Origin of the sequence: Streptomyces sp. NBC_01689 (assembly GCF_036250675.1) — a bacterium.
Classification (GTDB): domain Bacteria; phylum Actinomycetota; class Actinomycetes; order Streptomycetales; family Streptomycetaceae; genus Streptomyces.
The window spans coordinates 313,165-335,901 of sequence record NZ_CP109592.1 but is presented as its reverse complement, the minus strand read 5'-3'; the positions used below and the strand labels follow the sequence as shown (position 1 = coordinate 335,901).

Below are 22,737 nucleotides of genomic sequence, written 5' to 3'. Positions count from 1 at the left end.
GTCCTCCAGGGGGGCATCGGCTGGTAGTCGCGTCGACGACCCCGCCTGAGTCACGTCTCGTCGTGAATGGGTTATTGCCAGGTCGCGGCCTGTCGGTAAGCGGAAAAGCTTCACTTTCGCTGTGCTGAGGGACTGCTTCAGAGGTCCGCCCTAGCCAATTGCATGGTGTGCTCATGGGGCGGAACTAATTAACGGTCCGTTTGCCGGAGTGGTGCGTGGAGGGCTAGCCTCAATATATGGGCACGATGTCGGCCGGTTCAGATGAAAACAAAGAGCTGAGTGATTTTCTGCGTTCGCGGCGAGCCCGAGTGACTCCTGAACAGGTCGGGGTCACGCCCGGAACGAGTCGTCGTGTTCCGGGACTGCGACGGGAGGAGGTCGCGCTCCTGGCCGGATTGAGCGCGGACTACTACATCCGTATGGAACGCGGGCGGGTGGCCAACGCATCGGAAGCGGTACTGGAGGCTGTAGCCCGCGCACTGAGGCTGGACGATGTCGAGCGTGCACATCTGTTCGCCTTGGCCAGACCGCGGTCCGTGGCCAGAGTGAGTCGGCCCGCGGTTCCGCGGCGAGTGCGTCCAGGGGCGCATGCGCTGCTTGAGGTTCTTCGGGACGTTCCCGCCATGATTCTGGACGGCCGCATGGACGTTCTCGCTGTGAACCGAATGGCGTGTGCGATGTATGTTGATTTCGATGCCCTGCCGGCCCGCGAGCGTAATCTGGCGCGTTTTATATTTCTCGAACCAGCTGCGCGTGAACTGTTCATTGAATGGGAGATGGCCGCGCGGATGATCGTCACGGGGTTGCACCTGTATGCGGGGCGGAATCCGAACGATCCGCAGCTGGCCGATCTGATTGATCAGCTGTCGGCTCTGGACGAGGATTTTCGCCGGTGGTGGGCCGCGCAAGATGTGGAGGAATTCTCACACGGCACCAGGCATTACCGGCATCCCGTGATCGGCGAAGTCACTTTGGACTATGAGTCCCTGGTTTTTCCCGGTGATCCGGACCAGTGGTTGTTCGTGAGTACGGCTCAAGCCGGCTCCCGGTCTTCTGAAGCCTTGAGGGCCCTTGCCGACCGGATCAGTGTCCTGGACACCGCAGGAAAACCAGGTTCTGTGGGCAATCCCTTGCCGGAGTAGTCGGCGGGTCCGCCGCCGACCCGGTCGCATTGGGCCGGCGTGCCGTTCACCAGCACATACTCCGGGTCCGCCTCGCGCAGGGTGCGGGTCAGGCCCGGGGACCGGCGGGCGAGGAGATCGACGATTGCGTGTACGTAGGCGTGGGCGGTGCCGACGCTGATCCGGAAGCCGGCCGCGATCTGCGCGAGGGTGTCGTGCTGACGCAGGTACACCAGCGCGACCGGGGCGCGCTGCGCGGGCCGGAGCCTGCAGCGCCGCTCACCCTCCCAGGTGACGATCAGCATCGTCACCCGCTCAACCAGCGCATGAGGCAGGTCCGGTGCGGCAGGACACGTAACCAACGAGGTTCCCCGGCAGCAGAGTTGAGACGCCGGACATCTCGCCCGACCGCGGAGGAGCCTCGTCCGTTATGCGCAGGTCGCCGACCAGCCGGCCGTCACCCGATCGGTGGCCCTGCTGAAAAGCTCAATGGTTCGGCGCATCGATTCTCTTCGCGATGACTGCAGCTGTCACCATGGTCATCTTCGTCCGGGGCCGTAAACGCATCGTGTGACGACCACAGGTCGGTCTCTGTCCCCGATCCGAGCCTGCCTGGTGTGGGTGGCTTGGGTTGTACGGACAGATCGGGTACTGGTCCGGCAGGACCAAGCCGCGGGAATCGGTGGTGCGGCGGCTGCCGACCGCCGTCACTGCGTGACGGTTCTCGTTGGCAGGGGCATCTGTCTCTGATCCCGCTTGCCGCAGCGCGGACCATGGCTTCAGTACGGCGGTAGGGGCAGGTCTGGGACCGTGGATGGTGTGATCGTGGTGCTTCACCAGCTGAAGGGCGGCCCGGTGGGAGCGGTGCAGGCCCTGTCAGCGATCATCGGGCCGCAGGCTCAGGGAAGCGTTCGACAGGGGAGCAGTGTGATTTCTGAACCGGAGATGGCCGGAGAGTTCGACGTGGTGACATCCCGCGAGGTTCGGGGCGACTTCGACAGTGAGCCCGTCGCGCGTCGCCGGTTGAGCAAGCCATGGTGGTGGGCTCTGGGAGGCGTGTTGGCGGCATCGGCCCTGTGGGCGCCGGCGGTGTTCGTCTACGGACTGGGCATACAGAAGCCCAGCACGCATGGATATCGGCTCGACAAGAACCCGTGCCCCTCCGTACAACTGACGTCGATCAGTGCGGCCGTCGCACCCCGGGTGTCCTCCGACGTCGTCCAAGCCGGGCTGCTGAAGCACGCCGCCGTCGACCACGCCCAGTGCTCCATCACGGTTCGACCGCTGGCCAAGACAAAGCCGCTCAAGGCTGGGTGGTCTCTGGACTACTACGTCGGCATCACTGTGACACTGCACAAGGAGACCGACCCTGGGGTCGAGTTCGAAGCTCAGCAACGGATGACGGACCAGGGCCTCGTGCCGGCAGACAACGTCAGGACTGTTCCGGACCTCGGCGACACGGCCTACCTGATCACCCGAGACATCAGCAACACCGAGTTGCGTGTCCTGGACGGTGGAGCGGTCCTCTCCCTGGATCTGGCCGCCAGCAGCAACTACCAGAGCGAGGACGCCGACGACGAGATCGGTGAGGGCCCTGAGATGCCCGATATTTCTTCCTACCAGTCAGCCATGGTCAACGACATGCGTGACCTGATGGCCAGTCTCAAGCGCTGAACCTGAAGCTCGCCTCTTCGCAATCAACCGGACCCACCTTCGATGTTCTGAGTCTGCCCGTGCTTGCAGTGCTTTGGCCTCCGCCCGGGTGGTGCGTAGTTCGACGAACAACGGCTCGTCGAAAGGTTCCGACTACGCGGGCGAGGCGGCGGATCAGCCCCGACTGCCGCGAGGAACGGCGGGCTCCCGCGAAGGCAGCAGAGCGATGGCCATGGCAGGCCCCGACGCGCCAGCGCGAGCGGGAAGCCCGCGTTGCACAAGCCACCTGGCCGACGGCCCGCGCCCGCATGCAGGGGCCGCTTGCCTCCGGCGTCTCCAAGGCCGGAGGCGAGCCGGTTGGTCGAACCAGTAGTCGGTGCCCGAGAACTCGCTGGCCGTGGCAGTCCGTCGTACCGGGCGTGGAAGTGATCAACGAAGTACACGTAGCGGAGTCCGGTCTGGTCGTGGTCGACGTGGCTGCCGACGACGACGAGACCGCCTTCGCCTTCCAGGAGGCTCTGGCCGCGATATGGGCGGAGACCTCCTCGGTGATGGGTATTCCGGTGGTTCGCGTGCTGGCGGCTGCGTGCAGTGGCAACCGGGGCCATCCACGCCGCATTCCGCACTCGCGGGAATGGGCCCGGGTCGTGGGACGACGGGACCGCCGAGGGCGGCCCCTCTCCCCGCGGGGAGTAGTGGTCCTTCGACACAGTGATGTTGGTCGCCGTGTACTGGCGCATTGGCTCCGCTGTGTTGGATCCGGACGTGGTCAACATCGGCCCTGAGCCCTGCGGCTGCCTGTTTCAGTTGCGTGACCAGGCCTTCGGCCGACATGTGCTGTTGTGCCCTGTCGCTGAGGGGCCTGGCTGTGTCGGCTGAGCGGCGTAGGTCATGGGCTGCCGAGCGCAGCAGTGACGCGCTGTCCTGCAGATGACCCACGTCATCGGCGGTGGACTCCGCTCTCCGCTACCACGGGTCTGCTGCACGATCGGGTGACATCTGAACTGGTCTGCCGTGTGGGGCGGGTGGGAAGGATGTCGCTGTGCTCAAGCCTTATCCCGAAGAGTTCCGCGAGGACGTCGTGCGGGTCGCGAGGAACCGCGGCCCGGGCGTGACGGTCCAGCAGGTGGCTGCCGACTTCGGAGTCCACGCGATGACGCTGTGGAAATGGATGCGCCGCGCGGACATCGAAGACGGGACCAAGGCCGGAACGACCAGCCAGGAGAGCGCGGAACTGCGCGAAGCGCGTCGGCGGATCAAGCTGCTGGAGCGGGAGAACGAGGTCCTTCGCCGGGCCGCTGCCTACCTGTCGCAGGCACATCTGCCGGGAAAATGATCTACCCGCTCGTGAAAGAGCCGGCCATGGGCGGAATTCCGGTCACCGTCACGTGCCGGGTACTCAAGCTCGCCAGACAGCCCTGCTACCGCTGGCTGAACCGGCCGGTGAACGATGCCGAGTACGAGCAGGCCAATCGCGCGAACGCGTTGTTCGACGCTCACCGCGGGGATCCGGAATTCGGCTACCGCATGCGTCCAGGCGCTCGACCGGCACCGGATCACCGGCTCGACAGGGAGGGTCGGGGCGGCAGGCGACAACGCGGCCATGGAGTCCTTACTTCAGCCTGCTGCAGAGGAACGTCCTCGACCGCCGGCAGTCGGCCACCCGTGAAGAACTGCGGATCGCGATCGTGACCTGGATCGAGCGGACCTACCACCGACGCCGCAGACAAGCCTCCCTCGGCCGGCTCGCACCCGTCGAGTTCGAGACCGTCATGACCACACCGGCCCTCCGGACCGCGTGACCACACCTGTCACCCAACCGTGCATCAGACGCTCGGGTGTGGGCTGTGAGGTGGCTGGTGCTGGTGCTGGTGCTGCGGTGTGTGGCTGGGGGTGGGTGATGGTGGGTGGTGGGTGGGTTAGGTGTGGGGGGTGGTGGTGAGGTGGGCGGTGAAGGTGGTGGTGTTGTTTTGGGTGGCGGTGATGTGGGTGGTGTGGGTGGTGGTGCTGTGGGTTGTGTTGTTGGTTGTGTTGTTGGTTGTGTTGTTGGTGGTGGTGGTGGTGATGTAGGTGGGGGTGTGGTGTTCGGTGTAGCGGTGGAAGGTGGCGTGGAGGGTGGTGAGGTGGGTGGGGGTGGGGTGGGTGTGGGTGTGGGTGGCTTGGCGGGCGGCTTCGAGGAGGACCATGCCGGGGATGTGGTCGGTGGTGTGGTCGAAGAGGATGGGGTGGTGGGGGTTGGGGGTGAGTTGCCAGGTGTGGGGGGTGGGGGTGGGGGTGAGGACGAGGTCGAGGGGGAGGTGGCGTCCGTAGGGGGTGGGGTCGGTGGTGGTGGGGGTGGTGGGTGGTGTGGGGGTGGGTTGGTGGGTGTGGGGTTGGCGGAGGCGGTGGTAGGTGGTGGGGGTGAGGCAGGTGAATTGGCCGCCGCCGGTGGCGGTGGTGTGGCCGTTTCGGGTGATGTTGATGTGCATGGTGAAGTCGGCGAGGCGTTTGCCTTTGTAGCGGAGGGTGGTGCAGGTGGTGGTGAGGGTGAGGTCGGTGGGGGTGGGGCCGATGGTGAGGTGTTGGGGGTGGGTGGTGAGGTGGATGTTCCACATGAGGAAGTGGTGGTCGAGGGGGACGCCGAGTTCGGCGTGGGCGAGGTAGAGGCCGGTCTGGCGGATGGTTTCTGCGGCTTGGAGGGGGTCGTGGTGGGTGGCGTGGGGGGTGGTGTAGAAGGTGTGGGTCCGGGGCCATTGGGCGGTGAGGGTGTAGTGGTTGTCGCCGGTTTTCTCGCTGCCGGTGAGGAAGACCTCGGCGAGGCTTTTGCGGTGGACGTATTCGCGGGGGACGGTGGTGGTGAGGCGGGGCATGGGGGTGGGGGGTGCGGGGGGTGGGGGTGTGGGGGTGTGGGGGGGGGGTGGTTGTCCGGGTGGACGGTGAGCAGGGTCATGGGGGTCTCCGTTGCGCCGTTGGGTGGGCTGGGATCGACCGTGCAGGGTCATAAGATACGAACCTACCGGTTTTCTTTTCAAGGGTGGGCGGGGAATTTCGCGGGCGGTGGTCGGGTGTGGGGGCCGGGTGGTGCGGGGGTGCGGGGGGTGGGGGGTGCCGGGCCGGCGGTAGGGGGCGGGGGTGGGGCGGGGGTGGGGATCTTCGGGGTAAACGGGGGGTTGTATTCCGTTCTGGTGGTGTCTTCCGTGGGTGCGGGGTGCTGTGCGAGGCTCGGGGGCGGTGGCTCGGCGGGGGTGGGGCTCTCGCGGTGGGCGGGTGTCGGGGGCTATGGTGAAACCGGCTGAGCGGTTTGGTTCGGGTGCTGTTTTGGGTGGGTGCCGGTCTCTGCCGTGAGCGGGCCGGGACCGGGCGCCGGGCGCCGGGCGCGGGCGCGGGTGCGGGCCTGGGCGGGGGCCTGGGCGGGGGCCTGGGTGGGGGTCCGGGTGGGGCTGGTCCGGGCGGCGGGGGGTGTGGTGGTGGGGTGCGGGCCGTGTGCCGGGGCGGGTTTGGTGCAGGTGCGGTGCGGTGCGGTGTGGTGGCGGGTGCGGGTGTCCGGGGCGGCGGGTGCGGGTGGTGCCGGGTCGGGGTGCGGGGGGTGTGGGGCGGGGGTGCGGGCCTGGCGGGGTTGGGGGTCTCGTGCGGGGGGTGTGGGGCGGGGGTGCGGGCCTGGCGGGGTTGGGGGTCTCGTGCGGGGGTGCCGGGGTGGGGGGCTGGTCGCGGGGGAGGTGTGGGGGTGGGTGGTGCGGATTCGGGGGTGGCCGCGGCGGGGCGCGGGGCCGGCGGGCTGGGGCGTGCGGGTGGCCGTGGAGGCTGTCGGCGCAGGAGCGCAGGAGCGCAGGAGCGCAGGAGTCCAGGGGCGCAGGGGCGCAGGGGCGCAGGAGTCGATGAGTTGAGGGGCTCGGGTGCAGGGGCCGGTCCGTGGAGTCTTGGGGCTTGGGGGTGCTGGGGCTTGGGTGCTTGTGGGCTTGGACGCTTGTGGGCTGTGGGCTGTGGGTTGGGGGTTGGCGTGGTTGCTGCGTTCTGGTTCGTGGGTGGTGCGGGGTGTGGGGGTGTGGTGGCCCCGGCTGCTGTGTGAGGTGATGACGGTGGTGTGATGCGGGGCCTGGAGCGTTTCCGGCTGGGTGGTCCTGGGCCTCGTGCAGGGGGTGCGGTTCCCGGGGGCCGGTTCCCGGGGGTCGGAGGTCGGGGGTCGGGGGTCGTGGTTTCTGGGTGGTGCGGGTCTCGGGTCCGGGTGGTTCCCGGTGGTGAGGTTGTCGGGGTGTTGGGGCGAGTGTCGGGTGTCGGGTGGTTCCCGGACGTGGGCGGTTTGCCGGTGGGGCGGTGTCCGAGAGGGCGGGCGTCCGGGGGTTTGTGGGGGGTTGGTTCCTGAGGGTGGGGTGTCGGGGGGCTGCGGGGGGTGGGGTGTGCCGGGGGGTGGGGGGAGCTCGGTGGTGGGCGGGGGTGGGTCATGGGCCGGCGTTTTGTCATGGTTTGTTGTTGGTGTTTGTTCGTATTGCTGTGTTGGTTCGTGTCGTTGTGTTTTTCCGGTGTTTTCGGTGTCTGCGGGGAGGGTCTGATGGTGCGTCGGATGGATGGGCGTGAGCAGGGTCGCGGTGAGCTGGACGCAGCGGCCGGGCCGGGTGGGAGCGGGGCGGTCGTGGGCGGGGTGGCGGGGCCGGCCGGGAGCCGGGCGTGTGCGGGGGGCGGAGTGCCCGTGGTCGCGGGCGCGGCAGATGTGGGGGGTGTGGCCGGTGTGGCGGGCGTGGCGGGGGCCGGGAATGCGGAGGGGCCGGCCGGGGGCGGGATGCCGGTTGTGGGGGGAGCGGCCGGGGGCGGGATGCCGGTTGTGGGGGGAGCGGCCGGGGGCGGGATGCCGGTTGTGGGGGGAGCGGCCGGGGGTGGGGTGGCTGTGCCGGGTGTGGTGGAGGGTGCGGCGGTGGTGGTGGGGCTGGCTGGGCCGGGTGGTGGTGGGGGGTCTGCGGTTGTGCGGGCTGGGGTTGGTGGTGGGGGGTCTGCGGGCGGGTCGGCGGGTGGGGGTGGGGGGTGTCCGTTTGTGTTGGATGTGTTGGGGCGGGATGTGCAGGGGGAGGCGGCGTTGTTGCGGGGGCGGGGTGCGGTGTCGCGGGTGGTGTTGCCGGGTGGGGTGGGGGCGTGGGTGGTGACGGATGCGGGGGTGATGCGGGGTTTGCTGGCGGATGGGCGGGTGTCGAAGGATGCGTATCGGCATTGGCCGGCGTGGCGGCGGGGTGAGGTGTCGGGGAGCTGGCCGTTGGCGGTGTGGGTGTCGGTGCAGAATCTGGTGACGTCGTACGGGGCGGAGCACCGGCGGTTGCGGGGGTTGATGGCGTCGGCGTTCACGGCGCGGCGGGTGGCGTTGCTGGCGCCGCGGGTGGAGGAGATCGCGGCGGGTCTGCTGGAGGAGGTCGAGGCGGCGGCGGGGCGTGGCGGGGGTGGGGTGGTGGATGTGCGGGAGCTGTTCGCGTTGCCGTTGCCGGGGCGGGTGATGCTGGAGCTGTTCGGGATTCCGGAGGAGTTCCGGGGGCCGTTGCGGGAGATCATCGACGGGTTCTTCGACACGGGGGTGTCGTCGGAGCGGGCGCAGGCGAATTACCGGGCGTTGTACTCGACGATGGGGGAGCTGGTCGCGTTCAAGCGGCGGTGTCCGGGTGAGGATCTGACGAGTGCGCTGATCGCCGCCGGCGGCACGGACCGTACGGACCGTACGGACGGCGCGGGCGGCGCGGGCGGGGCGGGTGGTGCGGGCGGCACGGGCGGGGCGGGTGGTGCGGGCCCTGCGGGTGGTGCGGGTGGTGTGGGCTTTTCCGGGGCTCAGGGGTTGTGGGTGCCTCGGGTGTTGCGGGTTCCCCAAGTGGTGTGGGCGGGGCGGGTGTTGCGGGTGTGTCGGGTGCTGAGGGTGGTTCGGGGGGTGGGGGGTTGAGTGAGAAGGAGATTGTCGACAATTTGATCATGTTGTTGAGTGCGGGGTGTGAGCCGACGGTGAATCTGCTGGGGAATGCGGTGGCGTTGTTGCTGGGGGACCGGGGGCAGTTGGAGCTGGTGCGGTCGGGCCGGGTGTCGTGGGGGGATGTGGTGGAGGAGGCGGTGCGGGTGGAGGCGCCGGGGGCGAATGCGATTTTGCGGTATGCGGTGGAGGATGTGCGGGTGGGGGAGACGGTGATTCCCGCGGGGGATGCGCTGGTGATGTCGTTCGCGGCGGCGGGGCGGGATCCGGGGGTGCACGGGGCGGATGCGGATGTGTTCGATGTGACGCGTGGGACGCGGCGTGAGCATCTGTCGTTCGGGTACGGGGTGCATTACTGCCTGGGGGCGCCGTTGGCGCGGCTGGAGGCGGAGATCGCGTTGCGGGCGTTGTTCGGGCGGTTCCCGCGGATGCGGGCGGCGTTCGGGCCGGGGGAGTTGCCGCGGACGGAGTCGTTCATCTCGAACGGGCCGCGGGTGCTGCCGGTGATACCGGGGCCGGCGGCCGCGGTGGTGTGAGCGGCCCGCCCCGACCTGCCCCGCCCCCGCCCCGGCCCGCCCCCGCCCCGGCCCGCCCCCGCCCCGGCCCGCCCCCGTCCCGTCCCGCCCCCGTCCCGTCCCGGCCCGGCCCGTCCGGGCCGCCGGGTGGGTGGGTCGGGTCCGGGCGGCGCGGCGGGTCGCGCGGCGGGCTGAGGCGGGGCCTGCGGGTGGGGGGTGTGCGGGGGCTGGGGCGGTGGCCGGTGTCGTGGTGGGCGGCGCCGGCCTGTCGGCGTGTGGTGGGGCCGGTGTGTCCGCTCCGGCTGGGTGACCGGCAGCGCGGAGTGCCGGGGGCAGGGGTGCCGGGGTGCCGGGGTGGGCCGGTGGTGGCCGGTCGCGGAGGAGTGGGCGGTCGTACGGGGCTTTGTGGTGCGGGCCGTTGGGGAGAGCCGGGGTGGGGCTGGCCGCGGCAAGGGCGTGGTCCTGGCCGTCCCCGTGCACCGGACCGTCGTGCACCGGACCGTCGTGCACCGGACCGTCGTGCACTGCACCGTCGTGTACCGGACCGTCGTGCACTGCACCGTCGTGCACCGGACGGCCGGGTGCCGGACTGGGAGGCGTGCCGCGCGGGCCGGGACGCAGAAGCCTGCCGGCCCCGGTACCGCCGGCTGTGGCCCGGCGGCGGTACCGGGCGGCCGGATGCTTCGGCGCCCCCTTCCACCGCCCCCTGCGTGAATCCGGCATGGAGCCGCCTTCCCGGCGTGCTCGTGAGGCCTCTGCCCGGCCCCGCGGTGCGCCCGCGGAACGACCCTGGACAGGCCGGCCGGTGAGGCGGTGGCCGGGGTGGGGGTGGCATGGGCCGGTCGTGGGTGGGTTCGTCGTGGGGGTGGCGAGGGTGGCGGGGTGGTTGGCGGGGCGGGCGGCGGGTGTGTGGGTGCTGCGGCGGGCCGGGCTGCCGGGGGGTGTGGCGTGCCGCCGTGTCCGGGGGTGGGTGCTGGTGTGGGGTGGTGGGTGGCTGGAGGGGGTGGGTGTGCTGGGGGGTGTGCGGGTGTGGTGGTTCGGGGCCGGGGGCGGGGACCGGTTGAATCCGGACTTCCGGTTGGGTGGGTGTGCGGGGTGGTGGGCGGGGGGCGGAGGGGTTGTCCGTCCCGGTGAGGGGGTGGTCGGGGCGGGGTGGTGCGGGGGTGTGCGGGGGCGGGGTTTTGAGCCGGGGCGGGATGGTGGCGGGGGCGCCGCCCTTGTGAAAATACGGACTACCTGGTTTGGTTTGGAGTGGTTGCAAGGAAAACATCTTGCGATGGAGTGAGGAACGATCACTGGAGGGTTCGTGGTGCGGCAGGAGCGTGCGATTCGCACCCGGCGGGCGATTTTGAATGCGGCGGCGTCGGTTTTCGACGAGCGCGGGTATGAGGCCGCCACGATCGGTGAGGTGCTGACCCGGGCGGGTGTGACCAAGGGGGCCCTGTACTTCCATTTCCCCTCGAAGCAGGCGCTGGCGGAGGGGGTGCTGGCCGAGCAGTTCTCGGGGTTCGTGCTGGCGCCCCGGGCGAGCAAGCTGCAGGAGCTGGTGGACATGGGGCTGGCGCTGGCGTACCGGATGCGCCGTAACCCGGTGGTCAGCGCGTCGGCGAGACTTTCGCTGGGCCAGGAGATGGGTGCGATCTTCGGCACCTGGACGATCACGACCTGGCTGGATGCGACGGAGAAGGTGCTGCGCGAGGCGCGGGAGCAGGGTGAGCTGCTGCCGCATGTGGATCCGGCGGAGAGTGCGTGGCTGTTCTCGGCGGCGTGGACGGGTGTGCAGGTCTACTCCCACACGCTGGCGGGCCGGGAGGATCTGGAGCGGCGGGTCTCCTCGCTGTTCGAGCATCTGCTGCCGAGCATCGCGGTGCCGGCGGTGCTCGGAAAGCTGGTCATCGACCCGGCCCGGGCCGCCGAGGTCGCCGCCGAGGGCGAACGGCTGGCCGCCGAGGCGGGAGAGCTGGGCGACCTCGACGAGGTCGCCGCTCCCGCCTGACACCACCCCGCACCCGCCTGGACCCGGGCGGCCCCGCACCGGCAGGGCGGCCCCCGGACCCGGGCGGAACCCCCTGGACCTGGGCGGGACCGTGGACCCGGGCGCGGATCTGTCCGGGCGGTGCTGTCCGGGCCGGCCCGGCGTGCGGGCTTCGCCCGTCCGTGGACGGGGCGTTGTGCGGATCCGCCGGCGTCGCGGGCGTTGTGGGTGTGCAGGCCGGCGGGTCCGCGCGGTGGCGGGCGGCTCCGGGCGGGCGCGAGCGGGTGTCGGGTGCCGCTGTGGAGTGTGTCGGCAGGCCGTGGTCCGGACCGGGACCGGAGCCCCGGCCAGGTCAGGGGCAGGGTCCGGACCAGGTCGGGGCGGGGTGCGGCTTCGGGCGGCCTGAGCGGACTGCCGGCCTGACGGTTCTGTCCGTGCCGGTGGTCTCCTCGGGGTCTTTTCTGGTGGCCGGTGCGGGCGGCTTGTCGCGGGGCGTCGGGTCGCGGGCGGTTTCCGGGTCGGCCGGGCGGTGGCCTGAGGGTGGGGCGTGGCCGGGGGTCCTCGGGTGGTGGTGCTGGTGGCGGGTGGTCTGTGCGGTGCGGCCGGGTGCTGGAGGGACACCCGGACAGTGAAACATACCGCGCATGCGGTTTGATAGGGTGTGGCCTCGGAGTGCCCGGGGGTGTCCGTCGTGGCGGCGGCCGGTGCGGGCCCGGGAGGAGGCGGGATGGTCAAGCAGGTTCGGGCGGCACGTACGCGTCAGGCCCTGGTCCGGGCGGCGGCCGAGGTGTTCGCCGATGACGGGTACGCCCTCGCCTCGCTGCCGGCGATCAGCCGGCGGGCCGGGGTGAGTACCGGGGCGCTGCATTTCCATTTCCCGAGCAAGGATCTGCTGGCCCGTGAGGTGGAGGCGGCGGCCACGGTCTCGCTGCAGAGGCTGGCCGCGCGGCAGGACGTGCCGGCGGCGCGGCAGGACGTGTCGGCGGCGCGGCAGGACGTGTCGGCGGCGCGTGCGCCGGGTGCTCCCGGCGGATCCGCCCGGCCCGGCCCGGCCGCACCTCCCGCCGGGCCTCCGTCGGGGGGTGCGGCGCTGCGGTTGCTGGTGGACGTCAGCCGGGATCTGGTGCTGGCACTGTCGGCGGATCCGGTCCTGCGGGCCGGGTTCGGACTGGGCGGTGATCCCTCGCGCAAGGGCGGTGAGGGGCCGGGCCGGTGGTGGAACGAGTGGGTGCACGCCCTGCTGCGCGAGGCCCACGGTGCGGGCGAACTGGCCGAGGGGGTCTCCCCGGAGGCGGCCGCGGTGGCCGTGGTCGCCGCGACCCTGGGACTGGCCGGCCTCGCCTCCCGCCACCGTCTCCACTTCTCCCCGCACCTGGTCGAACAGTTCTGGGCCCTGCTGCTGCCCGGCCTCGCCGCGCGTCCGCCCCGGCGCCCGGCCCGGCCGGGCATATCCGCCGCCGAGAGCGGCCCCGCCCCCCGCTGACCAGGCCGCCCCCGACGCCGGGCTGCCGCCCCCAGGGCCGCCCCGGCGTCCCGCCTTTGCCGGCGCCGCGCCCGGCACCCGCGTCCCGCCGCCGACGGAGGCGGACCGGTCCCGGCGCCGCGCCTTCGCCGGCACCGGTGCCGGGCCGGTCCCGCCGACCTGGAGACCGCGGGACCGGCCCGGCGTCCCGGGGCTGGGCCGTGTCCGCTCGGGTGGCGGGCCGGTCTCCCGGTGGCGGCCCCGGCCCCTCCGGCGGTGGGGCCGGGAGGGGGTGTCCTTCACCTGGCGGGTCTTCCTCTCGGCGGCGGACCCGCCCCGCCCGCCCTGCCCTGTCCGGCCCTGTGGTGAGCCGGCGTGTCTGTCCTGACGGCGGGGCGGGGCCCCTGGCGGCGGACCGGGTGCGTCCTTCGGTGGGTGCGCCCCTTTCCCCGGAGGAGGGGCGGGAAGTCCCCTTCGCCGGCCGGGGCGGGTCTTGCGGGAGCGGACCGGGCCTGCTGCTGGGCGGGGTCTCGGTGCTGCTCCCGGCGGGGGAGTGCACCCGCACCCGGGTAAACAGACCGCATGGTTCGGCAATGGAGAGGTCAAGTCGGATGGGGAATGGTCCCGGAGGACCGGTGTTCGGCCTGGCCGGGGCGTTGTGCGGCAAAAGTCGGGTTCCCTGGAGGGGATCTCGAGTGCCGACGGAGAGAAAACACGACGACCGGTTTGAGATTGACATACCGTCCATGCTGTTTTTTACTCGGGTGTGCCGGGGAAGTGCGACGGCGGCCGGACCGCCTCCCGGACAGCAAGTCCCGGCCGGACAGGGCCGGCTGACGGGCCGGCAGCACGGCCGGCCGGCACACCTGGAGACGGGCGGGCCGGCTGCCGTGCGGCCGGTCGGCGGCCGGTCTGCGGGCCGGCGGTATCCCGGGGCCCGAGGGCCTGGGGGTCCGAGGGCCTGGGGGTCCGAGGGCCTGGGGGTCCGAGGGCCCGGGGGTCCGGGGGTCCGGGGGTCCGGGGTCTGGAGCCGGCGGGTGCGCGGGCCTGGCGGCCGGTGTGGAGACGCGACGCCGGCCCGGCGGGTTCGTGCCCGGTGGCCCGGTGGCCCGGTGGCTTGGCGGGTTCGGGGCCTGGCGGGTTCGGGCGGGCCGGCTGGTGTGATGGGCCGGCCTGCGGGCCGGGTGGTGCGGCAGGGCGACGGGGACGCGGTGGCTGGTGCGTGGTTCCCGGGGTCTGGCAGATGGCAGCGGACGGACAGGGGAGACGGCGTGGACACCGACATACTCGGCACACTTGCTGTGCGGGAGAAGGGCATCTCGATCACCCCGACCGCTCCCAAGCCGCGTCAGGTGCTGGCCCTGCTGGTCCTGCACGCCGACCAGATGGTGCCGGTGGGGATGCTGAGCGAGGAACTGTGGGGCGCGCGGCCGCCGCGCAGTGCGCGGCCCACCCTGCAGACGTACATCCTGCAGCTGCGTGAGCTGATCACCGCGGCGCTGGAGAAGGATCCCGGCGGGCACCGTACGGCCAAGGACGTGCTGCTGACCGTGCCCGGGGGGTATCTCCTCAAGAGCGGTGAGGGCAGCAGCGACGTGCGGGAGTTCGAACGGCTGGCGGGGCTGGGCTACCGGGCGATGGACACGGCGGACTTCCCCGAGGCGGCCCGGCACCTGCGGGCCGCGCTCGCACTGTGGAGCGGGCCGCCGCTGGCCGACGTGCAGGCAGGCCCGCACCTGGCCACCCAGGTCAAACGGCTGGAGGAGAGCCGGCTGTGCGCGCTGGACCAGCGCATCGAGGCCGATCTGCGCCTGGGCCGCCACCGTGAACTGCTCGCCGAACTGACCGTGCTGGTCAGCCGGTATCCCACCCACGAGAGTCTGTGCGGGCAGTACATGCTGGCCCTGTACCGCTCGGGGCGCCGGGGCGAGGCCCTGGACGCCTACCAGCGGCTGCGCGCGACCCTGGTCCGCGGTCTGGGCCTGGAGCCGTCGGCGGCACTGGGCAAGCTGCAGCGTTCCATCCTGATGGCCCGGCCCGACGGCTCACCCGCCGCGGCAGCGGCCACCACCGCACCCGCTGCGGGGCCGGGGACAAGTCCCGGTGCGGCCGGCAGCGGGCGGCTCGCCGCCCCCGTCGGCTGACCACCCCGCCCCCACGCCCCGCGAGGCCCAGCAGGCGCCCAACAGATTCAACAGGCCCCGCCTCCCACGGCCTTCCGGTCTTCGGCCCGTTCCCCGGCGCCCGTTCCGGACCCGCCGCTTCCTCCCCGCGCGGGCCCCGGGCTCGGGGGTACGGACCGGACCGCCCGGACGGCCCGGACCGCCCACGCGTCACCTCGCGTCGGCGGTCCGGGCCGTCCGGCACCCGGGATCCGACCTCCGCGGGCACGACCTTCAGGCCCCGACCTCAGGGCTTCGGCCTCCGGCCCTCCGGGGCTCGGCCTTCGGGGGTACGGAGGGCGGGGCCCGGTCCCAGCAGGACCTGGCCGGGGCACCACGCCGGAGGACCCGACACGGCGTCAGGGGTCAGGGGTCAGGCGGGAGGCGTGAGGGGGTGTGCGGCGCGGGGCGAGGTGAAGGCCGTCTTCCCGGGGTCGGTCACACCGGGCCGTGCCGGGTGTGCTGGGTGAAATCCAGTCCCGGGCAAGCGGGTTGGCCCCGCCGCCCCTGCTCCCGCCGCACCTCGTGCATGCCGTGCGCCTGGTACCTGCCGTGCACGCCGTACCGGTTGCCGGTACAGGCCCGCGTACCCCCGTACGGGCCGACGGGCCGCGTACCCCCGTACGGACCGGCCGGGAGCCGGGAGCCGGGAGCCGGGAGCCGGGAGCCGGGCGGTAGGCGGTGGCATCAGGCCGGTGGTGGGCGGGGTGGGGCGGGGGAGTTGGGTGTGGGGGAGTCGGGGCGGGCGCGAGGCGGGCTCGAGTGGGGCGGGGCAGGGTGGGGGTGTCCGCGGGAGGAGGCGCAGGGATGTCGTCGCGCGTGCACGCCGGTGAGGACGCCGTGGAGGTGGCCGCTCCGGCCGGTGTGGTCTACGGGCTGCTGGCCGATGCCGTGCGCTGGCCGGTGTTCCTGCCGTCCCTCGTGCATGTCGAGCGGCTGGACTTCGACGGGACGCGGGAACGGCTGCTGGTGTGGGAGGCGGCCGCGCAGCCTGGCGCGCCGGGCGGTCACGTCCGTTCCCGGCACACCCGGCGGGTGCTGCGGCCGCACGAGCGCAGTGTCGTCTTCGAGGAGGAGGACCAGGCCCGCCCTGGCCTGGTCACCTCGGGGGTGTGGACGGTGCGCCCGGCGGGAGAGGACCGGTGCGTGCTGGGCCTGTGCGAGGAACGGGTGCTGCCCCTGCTGCCGGCCGCCGGTGACAGCCGCGTGCGGGACGAGGACACCGGCGGCGTACGGCGCCGGCTCGGGGAGGTCCGTGCGGCGGCCGAGCGGTGGGAGGAACTCGACGGACTGCTGCTGTCCTTCGAGGACCGGATCCGTGTCGAGGGCCCCGCCGAGCTGGTCTACGACTTCCTCTACCGGGTCGAGGACTGGGAGGAACGGCTGCCGCACGTCGAGGGGGCCCGGGTGCGTGAGGACTCGCCCGGTGTCCAGGTGGTGCTGGTGGACACCTGCGCCCCGGAGGGCGGCGCGGGCCTCACCACCGGGGCGGTACGGCTGTGTTTCCCGCACGCCGGGCGGATCGTCTACAAGGAGACGCTGCTGCCCCCGCTGCTCGCCGCGCACAGCGGCGAGTGGTCCCTGCTGCCGGACGCCGTGGGGGTGACGGTCGTCGCCGCCCACCGGGTGATGCTCCGGCCGGACGCCGTCGCCCGTGAACTCGGCGCCGGCACCAGCCTGCTGGAGGCCCGCCGGCAGGTGCACGGCCGGCTGTCCCGGGCCGACCGGCAGGCCCTGGGCCTGGCCAAGTGGCACGCGGAGAGCACCGTGCGCCGTCTGCGATGAACAGATGAACAGGAGGCCGTCGATGGCCGTCACCCGTCCCGCCCCCCGCCCCGTTCCCGCCGTGCTCCCGCCCGCCCCGCCCCCCGACCACAGCAGCGGCGGCGGTAATCGCCGCGCCGACAGCCGCACCAGCGGCGGCAGGGGCAGAGACAGCCGCGGGGGCGGTGGTGCGGCGGTGCCCGGGGCCGGCGGGGCTCTGGCGCACCGTTATGCCGCGCTGCCCCCGCCCCTGGAGGTGGCACTCGCCGCGCTGCGTCTGGAGGCCCTGCTCGGTGACCCCCGGGATGCCGCCAACCCCTACGGCCTGGCCGCCCTGACCACCCGCACCGCCCCCACCGCCCGTATCACCGGCCGCGGGCCGGACAGTGGCAGGGCGGACGGCGGCGGTGGGGAGGAGCGGGCCGGGCTGCTGGCCGCGGCGGGCCTCGGCCGGATACCGGCGGCCGACCAGCTGGCGCGTGCCCTGCGGCCGGTCCTGCGCCGGGACGTGGCGCTGGGACACGCCTGCGCCACGGCCGCCGGACCCTGCCCGGTGCCCGCCGCGCTGCGGGGCCCGGTCGCGCTGCTGGCCGTCACCGGCAGCCTCCTGCGCCAGGCCGCGCGGATCGTCGACGGCCGCTGCCGCAGCGAGCCGGCCCTGCGGCAGTGGCGGCCCGTGCTCGCCGCCGCCTTCGCCGACCTGCTGGCCTGCGAGAGCCTGACCAGCGTGGCACTGCGCCGCCCGGCGGCGCGCCCGGTGCCCGGCGGCCTGCTGCCCGCGGTCGCCGGCTACGTGGTGCCCACGGTGGCGGCCGACGTACTGGCCCGGCTCGAACTGGTCCTGACCGAATGCGGCCACGGACCGGCCGGCCCCGAGGGCCGCATGCTGGCGAAACTCGCCCGCGACCTGCCCGCGGCCGGGGTGGACGCGGCGGGTGCCACAGCCTGGCAGACCCACCTGGTACGGGCTCTGCCCACGCTGGCCCAAAGCCCCCGCACTCCGTACCTCCGGCACCCTGCCGCCCCGCCCGCCCTGCCCGCCCTGTTCCGGCTCGCCGACCCCCACCCCGCACCCGCACCCGGCACCGATCAGCAGGACCCGCAGCACCGGAACGGGCAGAACGAGCAGACCCCGGACGGGCCCGACGGATACGACGGGCAGGGCCCAGACGGGCGGGACGGGCCTGACGAGGAGGGGGACGGGGTGGTGCTGGCCGGGCTGGTGCGGGGGGCCGCCCGGCCGGTGGACGGTGCGGGGGACACGGTGCGGGCGGCGCTGGCCGCGGTGGCCCGGCGGCTGCTGAGCGAACACCGCGCGCTGCGCCGTGTGTGCCGCACGGCGGGCCGGGACGGTTCCGAGGGCGCGGCCGCACGGGCGCTGGCGGACCGTCAGGCACTGTTGTGGCTGGCGGCCGCCGTGCTCGGGGTCCAGGAGGCCGCGGACGACGGGCGCGGACTGTTCCTGGGCGGCCCGCACTGGACGCTGCTGGCCCTGTCGGGCATCACCGAACGGCTCGGGGTGCCGCTGCCCGGACCGGCCGCCGACCCGCGCGAGCAGGTCTGGGCGGAACTCGCCGACCGGGTCCGGCACGGCGTGGACTGCGACATCTACGCCACCCGGCTGCTGTGGTGAGCGCACCCGGCGGGCCGGGTCCCGCTCCGGGCCGGCCCGGGCCGCCGCGCCTGCCGGAACTGCCGCGCCTGCCGGCCGGGTTCGGCCCGCCGGACGAGGACGGCCCGGGCCTGCCGGGTCCGCGGGGCCGCCGGATGGAGGTGCCGGACGGGGCGGGTGCGGTGGCGGGGAGCGGTGGGGTGCTGCTCGGGCCGCCGTTGCACGTGGCCGGTCCGGAGGGGCCCTGGGAGGAGGTCCACGACCAGCTCACCGACCGCGGCCAGGTCCTGGTGCACACCACCTGGGGACAGTGGCTGGCGGCCGCGCTGCTGGACCCGGGACTGCGGGGGCTGCTCGGCCGTGACTGGCCGCGCTACCGGCAGACGGCCGCGCCGGCGGGCCGGCTGCGGTTCGCGGCCTCGCGGATGGTCCTCAAGCACACCGCGGCCGCCGCCCTGCAACTGCCCGCGGACGCCCTGGACCTGGCCTACCGGCCCGGCGGCCGTCCCCATCTGCGCGGTCTGGCCGGCACCGAGGTGAGCCTGGCCCACACCGACGAGCTGATCGTGGTCGCGGTCAGCCGCAGCGGGCCGATCGGGGTGGACGCCGAGCCCCTCACCCGCCGCCCGTCCTTCGACCTGCTGCACCCTTACGTGTGCACACCCGCCGAGGCCGCCGAACTCGCCGCGCTACCCGAGGACGAGCGCACGGTGCGGCTGCTGCACCTGTGGACCCTCAAGGAGGCCTACACCAAGGCCCTCGGGCACGGCATGCGGCGCCGTTTCGCCGCGTTCGGTTTCAGCCGGGACGCGCAGGGCCGTACCGTCCTGGCCGGCGAACCGGCCACCCCCGAACCCGTAGATGACCCCGGACCCGCCCGCCCCGGACCCGCCCGCCCCGGACCCGATGGTCCCGGACCCGAGGGCGCCGCATCTGAGGGTGCCGCATCTGAGGGCGCCGGGCCGGCGGGCACGGCGCGGTGGATTCTCGCCACCCATCTCGTCCATGACCGTTATCTGGTCAGTGCCGCGCACCGGCCGTCGCACCCGGTCGAGACCGCTTCGCGGCCCGCTCCACACCCGCTCGAGGGAACACGCCTCCCACCTGCGGCGACGCTAGGCTGGCGGCTGCCGGGCAGCTCCGGCGCACAGCCGACATGACGAGAGGCGGGCGTCGTGAACCACCGTGCAGCCACCGCAGCCGTTCCACCGCGCACCGCCCCGCCCGCCCCCGCGCGGGCCTGTGCCGGCGGCAGGCCGGGCGGCAGCTTTCGCCGCCGCCCGGCCGGATCCGGGCCGGGCACCACGATCCCGCGTCGCCGGGCACCCCTCTCGGCCCCTCCGGCCCGCTGACCCCCCTCAGCCCGCCCGGCACTGCCTCTTCTCCGCCCGGACGGGCCCGTCTGCCCTGCCGGCCCGAACAGGCCTGCCGGGTCTGCCGGGTCTGCCGGGTGTGAGGCGCCCGGCTCCGGGAGCGGGCCGGATGACGGTGCGGGTGCTGGTGGGGGGCGCAAGGAGCGGGGAGCGTTTCGGCCGGTGTGCCGCGGACACGGTCCGCGGGTTGCGGGAGGGCGGATGAACAGCCGGTACGCGCCGCGGGACGCCGTCCTCGCCGTGGTCCACGAGCCGGGTACGCCGTCGCCGGGCAGCCCGCTGGTGCTGGAGCTGTGCGGCCCGCTGGGCCCGGCGGACGCCGAGACCGTCGCCGCCCGCCTCGCGCAGCGCCACCGTGCCTTCGACGTCGCGCTGGACAGTCACCTGCCCGGCCGTCACCTCCTGCGCCTGACCCCGCCCGCCGCCGCGCCGGGCCCCGTCCCGCTGCCCGCGGAACTGCTCGCCGACGTACTGTCCCCGCCCCCGCCGGGCGGCGAGGTCCTCCCGGTCACCGGACACCAGCAGAGCCTGCTGCGCGCGGCCCTCGCCCCCGCCGACAGCCCCCACCACACCCACGACACCCACGACACCCACGACACGTACGGCGCCCACGACACCCACGACACCCACGACACGTACGGCGCCCACGACACCCACGACACGTACGACACGTACGGCGCCCATGACACGTACGACATCCGCCACGCGCACGGCACGCACGGCACGCAGGGCCTGCGGGACATGTCCTCCGCGCACGGTGTCGACGGCGTGGGCGGCACCGCCGGTACGGACCTCGGCGGCCCGGACGCCGCCGGCGGCGCGGGCGCAGACGGGGGTGTGGGCGGGGGCGGTCAGCTGGAGCAGTTGTACTGGGACTGGTCCGGGCCGCTGGAGGTGGCCCGGTTCGCCGCGGCCTGGCAGTCGGTCGTCGACCGGGAGTCGGTGCTGCGGGCCTGTTTCGACTGGGTCGCCTCGCCCCGTCTGGTGCTGCACGCGCGCGCCGACGCCGACATCGCCGTCCACTCCCGCAGTGAGGTCGGCTGGGCGCAGATGCTGCGGCGCGACCGGGCGCGGGGCTTCGCGCTGCACCGGCCGGGCCTGCTGCGTCTGACCCTGCTGCGGGGGGCTGTTTCGGCCGGTGTGCCGGCGCCGCCCCCGCGGGTGCTGCTGACGTACCATCCGGCGCTGCTGGACGAGCGGGGCGTGCACCTGCTGCTGCGGGAGTTCTACCGCGCCTACGCCGCGGGCGGTGTGCTGCCCGGCGGGGAACGCCGCCCCGACCTGCGTGATCACGCCCGCTGGCTGGCGGGCCAGAACACCGACGCCGCACGGCAGTTCTGGGCGCGGGCCGCGCCGCCGCGGCACGCCGCGACCCGGCCGGGCCGGGCGGGCGGCGCCACCGGGCAGCACGGGCCCGGGCTGCTGGACACCCGGCTGCGGGCGGCCCAGACCTTCCGGCTGCGGTCCTGGGCGGCGCTGCGCGGTGCCGCGGAGAGCAGCGCCCTGCACCTGGTGTGGGCGCTGCTGCTGTACCGGGCGGCGGACGCCCGCGGGCCGCTGCCGGTGAGTTTCGGGGTGCAGCTGTCGGGCCGGGACATCGCCCTGCCGGGCGCGGCGGGCATCCCCGGGCCGCTGGACGGCCCGCTGCCGATGACCGTGACCGTCGACCCCGGTGAACCCCTCACCGGCCTGCTCCACCAGGTCCGTGACACGCTGCTGGACCTGGCGGTCTATCCGTGGGCGGCCGGCGAGTCGATCCGCGCGTGGAGCGGCCGGCCCCCGGCCCCGCCCCCGTCGGCGGGCACTGCTCCCACCGGCCCGTCCGCCGGCGTGGTGCCCGGCCCGTTCGTCGATCCGTGCACCGACACCCTGGTGCGGTTCCAGGGCCCGCTGCCGCTGCCGCAGGCGCTGCGCGGGGAACTCGCCGCCCAGGGCATCGGCGTCCCGAGCCCGCGGACCGCGGCCGGTGCCACCGGCCGGCCGCTGACCCTCACCGCCCGCCATGACGCCCGGGGCGGTCTGTCCCTCAGCGCCGTCCACGACCGGGCCCGCCTGGCCGACGAGGACGCGGCCGCCCTGCACGCCCAGTGCCTGCGCCTGCTGCGCGCGCTGCCCGGACACCGGGCCGCCGACGCCACCGCCGGGCAGCTGCTGGACGTGCTGGAGCGGGCCGCGGTCCCGCGGATGGCCCGCCCCGCCTCGCCCCCGCCGCGTCCCGCGCTGAGCGTGCTGCGTCCCGGACACCCCCACGCGGACGTGATCTGTCTGGTCGTCGTCCCCGGTGTGCCCCAGGGCAGTTACGACCTGTTCGTGCGCGGCCACCGGGGTCCGGAGCGGATCGTGGCCGTCCACGTCGACGGTGCCCCCGGCGCGCCGCAGGCCGTCGCGCACCAGGCCCGGGGGCCGGGCCGGCGGCTGGTGCTGTGCGGGTGCGGGCCCGGCGGGCGGGCGGCCTACGAGCTCGCCCAGCGCCTGCCGTACGGCACCGGTCCCGCTCCGGCCGTGGTCATGACCGGCATCGGTGACGCCGCCGCCGGCGCCTCCGCCCTCGCCCGCGGCGTCCGCTCCGTCCTGACCCCGCCGCCGCCCTGAACCCCGCCCCGCCCGCACCCACGGTGTGCCCGGCACCGCCACGGGTCCGCCGCCCGCAGCCGCGGTCCGGCCGGGCACACCGACAGGCCCCCGGCCGCCCGTGCGACGAACGCGGCGGCGGCCCGGCACCTGCCCGGCACCGGCCCGGAGCCGCCCCCGGGCAGGAGACGAACGGGCCTGCCCGGGAACCGACTTGGTCCATGGCACGGCGGAGCACGAAGCACGCAGGGGAGCACGGGGGAGAGGCGGGATGAACGGGGCGGCCCCGGCGCCGACTTCGACCACGGCGCGCCAGACGGCGCGCCAGACGGAGAGAGGGGAGGGGGAGGGGGAGGGGTGGCCGGCGGACCCGTTCCGGCTCGGAGGTGAGCCAGCGCAGATCGGAGGTGAGCCAGCGCAGAGGGGAGGGAGGGGTGCGGCGGGGTGAACAGCGTGCGCCCCGGCTTCGGCCCGGCCCTGGCCGGGGAGGCCGCGGGTGAACACGGGGGCCCCGGAACGGACGTGAGCCACGCCCGGCAGGGCGGGGACGCAGAGGCGACGGACACACCGGGGACGAACACGCCGGGCTGCGGCCGCCGGCCGGCAGGGCGGGAGACG

General features: G+C 73.9%; 14 protein-coding genes and 2 pseudogenes. 14 read left to right on the top strand and 2 right to left on the bottom strand.

The window, feature by feature from the left end:
* The first annotated feature begins 236 nt into the window (after positions 1-236).
* Entirely contained in the window at positions 237-1,142 is a 906-nt protein-coding gene (locus OG776_RS01000) for a helix-turn-helix transcriptional regulator (RefSeq protein WP_329318213.1), read from the top strand.
* On the opposite strand, the pseudogene OG776_RS00995 reads toward OG776_RS01000, so the two are convergent.
* Positions 1,130-1,483: pseudogene (locus OG776_RS00995) on the bottom strand (helix-turn-helix domain-containing protein); the annotation flags it as partial. The gene OG776_RS01000 and the pseudogene OG776_RS00995 overlap by 13 nt on opposite strands.
* Positions 1,484-1,940: 457 nt before the next feature.
* On the opposite strand from OG776_RS00995, the gene OG776_RS00990 reads away from it, so the two are divergent.
* The 4 genes and pseudogenes from OG776_RS00990 to OG776_RS42305 form a co-directional block, all read left to right on the top strand.
* Positions 1,941-2,795: a hypothetical protein gene (locus OG776_RS00990; RefSeq protein ID WP_329318211.1), complete on the top strand. Its 855-nt coding sequence runs from the start codon at positions 1,941-1,943 to the stop codon at positions 2,793-2,795.
* A gap of 287 nt (positions 2,796-3,082) precedes the next feature.
* Complete coding sequence (locus tag OG776_RS00985) at positions 3,083-3,559, top strand: DUF6207 family protein (RefSeq protein ID WP_329318209.1); 477 nt, start codon at positions 3,083-3,085, stop codon at positions 3,557-3,559.
* 257 nt (positions 3,560-3,816) lie between these two features.
* Positions 3,817-4,110 (top strand): transposase, encoded by a 294-nt coding sequence (locus OG776_RS42310; protein ID WP_443077158.1) that lies wholly within the window; start codon positions 3,817-3,819, stop codon positions 4,108-4,110.
* Positions 4,111-4,308: 198 nt separating this feature from the next.
* Positions 4,309-4,576 (top strand): annotated as a pseudogene (locus OG776_RS42305) (integrase core domain-containing protein); the annotation flags it as partial.
* 117 nt (positions 4,577-4,693) lie between these two features.
* Here OG776_RS42305 and OG776_RS00975 read toward each other — a convergent pair.
* Positions 4,694-5,623, bottom strand: coding sequence for a ScbA/BarX family gamma-butyrolactone biosynthesis protein (locus tag OG776_RS00975; RefSeq protein WP_329326303.1), 930 nt, complete (start codon positions 5,621-5,623; stop codon positions 4,694-4,696).
* A 2,153-nt stretch (positions 5,624-7,776) separates the two neighbouring features.
* On the opposite strand from OG776_RS00975, the gene OG776_RS00970 reads away from it, so the two are divergent.
* From OG776_RS00970 to OG776_RS00930, 9 genes are all read left to right on the top strand, one after another.
* On the top strand, positions 7,777-8,661 hold the full coding sequence (locus tag OG776_RS00970) for a hypothetical protein (protein ID WP_329318205.1): 885 nt from the start codon (positions 7,777-7,779) through the stop codon (positions 8,659-8,661).
* Entirely contained in the window at positions 8,658-9,221 is a 564-nt protein-coding gene (locus OG776_RS00965) for a cytochrome P450 (RefSeq protein ID WP_329318203.1), read from the top strand. Before OG776_RS00970 ends, OG776_RS00965 begins: the two co-directional genes overlap by 4 nt.
* Before the next feature lie 1,285 nt (positions 9,222-10,506).
* Positions 10,507-11,196, top strand: a complete 690-nt coding sequence (locus OG776_RS00960; RefSeq protein ID WP_148014631.1) for a ScbR family autoregulator-binding transcription factor — start codon at positions 10,507-10,509, stop codon at positions 11,194-11,196.
* 706 nt (positions 11,197-11,902) lie between these two features.
* Positions 11,903-12,658, top strand: coding sequence for a helix-turn-helix domain-containing protein (locus OG776_RS00955; RefSeq protein WP_329318200.1), 756 nt, complete (start codon positions 11,903-11,905; stop codon positions 12,656-12,658).
* A 1,250-nt stretch (positions 12,659-13,908) separates the two neighbouring features.
* On the top strand, positions 13,909-14,781 hold the full coding sequence (locus OG776_RS00950; RefSeq protein ID WP_329318198.1) for an AfsR/SARP family transcriptional regulator: 873 nt from the start codon (positions 13,909-13,911) through the stop codon (positions 14,779-14,781).
* A gap of 825 nt (positions 14,782-15,606) precedes the next feature.
* A complete protein-coding gene (locus OG776_RS00945) occupies positions 15,607-16,584 on the top strand; it encodes an SRPBCC family protein (protein ID WP_329318197.1) in 978 nt (325 codons plus the stop codon).
* 22 nt (positions 16,585-16,606) lie between these two features.
* Entirely contained in the window at positions 16,607-18,196 is a 1,590-nt protein-coding gene (locus tag OG776_RS00940; RefSeq protein WP_329318195.1) for a hypothetical protein, read from the top strand.
* A complete protein-coding gene (locus OG776_RS00935) occupies positions 18,193-19,335 on the top strand; it encodes a 4'-phosphopantetheinyl transferase family protein (RefSeq protein ID WP_329326301.1) in 1,143 nt (380 codons plus the stop codon). The genes OG776_RS00940 and OG776_RS00935 overlap by 4 nt, the downstream gene beginning before the upstream one ends.
* A 414-nt stretch (positions 19,336-19,749) precedes the next feature.
* Complete coding sequence (locus tag OG776_RS00930) at positions 19,750-22,140, top strand: condensation domain-containing protein (protein WP_329318191.1); 2,391 nt, start codon at positions 19,750-19,752, stop codon at positions 22,138-22,140.
* The last annotated feature ends 597 nt before the right edge of the window (positions 22,141-22,737 follow it).

What these genes read in the sequence shown, in the direction of transcription:
- OG776_RS01000 (WP_329318213.1), top strand. Translation starts at nt 237, where the DNA reads ATGGGCACGATGTCGGCCGGTTCAGATGAAAACAAAGAGCTGAGTGAT.
- OG776_RS00985 (WP_329318209.1), top strand. Translation starts at nt 3,083, where the DNA reads ATGCAGGGGCCGCTTGCCTCCGGCGTCTCCAAGGCCGGAGGCGAGCCG.
- OG776_RS00975 (WP_329326303.1), bottom strand. Translation starts at nt 5,623, where the DNA reads ATGCCCCGCCTCACCACCACCGTCCCCCGCGAATACGTCCACCGCAAA.
- OG776_RS00955 (WP_329318200.1), top strand. Translation starts at nt 11,903, where the DNA reads ATGGTCAAGCAGGTTCGGGCGGCACGTACGCGTCAGGCCCTGGTCCGG.
- OG776_RS00945 (WP_329318197.1), top strand. Translation starts at nt 15,607, where the DNA reads ATGTCGTCGCGCGTGCACGCCGGTGAGGACGCCGTGGAGGTGGCCGCT.
- OG776_RS00940 (WP_329318195.1), top strand. Translation starts at nt 16,607, where the DNA reads ATGGCCGTCACCCGTCCCGCCCCCCGCCCCGTTCCCGCCGTGCTCCCG.
- OG776_RS00930 (WP_329318191.1), top strand. Translation starts at nt 19,750, where the DNA reads ATGAACAGCCGGTACGCGCCGCGGGACGCCGTCCTCGCCGTGGTCCAC.